Source organism: Mesorhizobium sp. M7A.F.Ca.CA.002.05.1.1, from assembly GCF_003998335.1.
Lineage (GTDB): Bacteria > Pseudomonadota > Alphaproteobacteria > Rhizobiales > Rhizobiaceae > Mesorhizobium.
In genome coordinates, this window is sequence record NZ_RZQI01001060.1 from 1 (window position 1) to 1,881 (window position 1,881).

Sequence of the window (1,881 nt, forward strand, 5' to 3'; positions counted from 1 at the left end):
GATTATGCCGAGCAGCGTCGGAACTTCGCCCAGCCAGAAGAAGCCGATCAGCGCGGACATCGGCGAGACCAGATAGAGGAAGTTGGAGGCACGTGCGGCGGGCAGACGCGACAGCGCGGTCGCCCAGGCGGCATAGGCGATCAGGCTGGGCACGATGCCAAGAAAGATGACGGCGCCGAGGCCTGCTGCGTCGGCAACCGCCGCCTGCGAAAAGGCCGACGGCAGGAAGGGTGCCAGGCATAGTGCGCCGAGCACCATGTTCGAAGCGGAGATGGTCAACGGATGATGGCGGGCAAACAGCGGCTTCTGGACGATGGTGTTGACGGCCGAGCACAAGGCCGAACCAAGCACCAGAAGAGCACCGGTGTTAAAAGACAGTCCATTCTCGTCGGCCATGGCGATGACGCCAATGCCGGCGAAGGAAATCACCGTACCGGCCCAGGCCATGCCCGAAAAGCGCTCGCCCAGCAGGACCATCGCCATGATGGCGGTGAAGATCGGGCTGACATTGATGATGAAGCCGGCGGCACCGGCAGAGACGGTCAGTTCGCCGAAATTGAGCATGACGGTGTAGAGCGCGACGAAGATGGCGCCGCCAAAGACCAGGCGCCACACTTCGTCGAGCCTTGGCAGCGCCGGGCGCTTGATGGCCAGGAAGATCGCCGCCGGCACCGCGGCGATGGCAAAGCGCAACGCGCCGAGTTCCAGCGGTCCGAAGGCAGCGAGACCGGCGCGGATCGCCGGAAAGGCGGAGGCCCAACCAACCACCGTCAGCGCGACAGCAATGGCTGCCGTGGTGTCCATCCGCTGTGTCGAATTCAACGTGCCCGTCATTGCATTCATCTCACTGCCCTCGCATTCTTCGGTCCTGAAAGGCAGAAAACGCCATTCCAGGCCAGTTGACAAACGACCAAATCGAGGATCACCTGTGACTATGGATCACAACTCGGACACAATGGTACCGCTCGAAACACTGCGCGCCTTCGATGCGGCGGCGCGGACAGGCAGCTTTTCGGCGGCCGCCGAAAAGCTCAACATCACCCATGGCGCCGTCAGCCGGCAGATCGCCAAGCTCGAGGACTGGCTGGGATTGAAAGTCTTCGACCGTGGGGCGCGCGGCGTCTCGCTGACGATCGAGGGCAACCGGCTGCATCTGCGCACGGCGGAAGCCTTTGCGCTGATATCGACCCATTCCGACCGCTGGGTCGAGCCGCGTGGCACGGCGGTGGTGCGGCTGACCTCGATCCCCTCGGTCAGCGGGCTGTGGCTGATGCCTCGCATGGCGGCTCTGGAGAACAATCCCTCGAAGCTGCGCATCGTGCTCGATGTCGATATCCGCCAGGCCGACCTTGCCGATGAGGGCATCGATCTCTCCATCCGCTGTGGACGCGGCGGCATTCCGGGCCGCGTCTCGGTGCAGCTTTTCGAGGAACATGTCTTCCCCGTCGCGTCACCCGAGCTTGCCCGCGAGATCGGCCGCGGCGACCCTGCCCGGCTGCTCAAATATCCGCTGATCAACGATTCCGACGCGTCTGCCTGGCGCGCCTGGTTTGCCGCGCAAGGCATGGATTATCGCCCGCGCCCGCAGGACCGTCGCTTCGAGGACTACAATCTGGTGCTCGACGCCGCCGCCTATGGGCTTGGCATCGCGCTGGCACGCCCACCCCTGACCGGACATCAATTGCAATCGGGCCGCATCACCCCCGTCGATGAGCGCACCGCGCTCAATCCGGTGTCCTACTGGCTCGACCGGCCGATCGGCCGGCCGCGCGCCGCAGCCGCCGACCTCGCCCGCCGCATCGCGGCGGAGGCCGGGCTGGCGCCGGAAAAGATCGAGGCGTTCATCGAAGCCGAGCGATAGGCCTTCCGCCGGGCATATAT

2 protein-coding genes are annotated in these 1,881 nt (G+C 64.9%); one reads left to right on the forward strand and one right to left on the reverse strand.

The annotated features are described in order from the left end of the window. The coding region (locus EN939_RS32410) for a DMT family transporter (RefSeq protein WP_164751430.1) at positions 1–843 on the reverse strand (843 nt) is incomplete at its 3' end. Between the two features lie 112 nt (positions 844–955). Between EN939_RS32410 and EN939_RS32415 the strand changes: the two genes are divergently transcribed. Continuing rightward, on the forward strand, positions 956–1,861 hold the full coding sequence (locus tag EN939_RS32415; RefSeq protein WP_164749108.1) for a LysR family transcriptional regulator: 906 nt from the start codon (positions 956–958) through the stop codon (positions 1,859–1,861). Positions 1,862–1,881 lie beyond the last annotated feature (20 nt).

What these genes read in the sequence shown, in the direction of transcription:
- EN939_RS32415 (WP_164749108.1), top strand. Translation starts at nt 956, where the DNA reads ATGGTACCGCTCGAAACACTGCGCGCCTTCGATGCGGCGGCGCGGACA.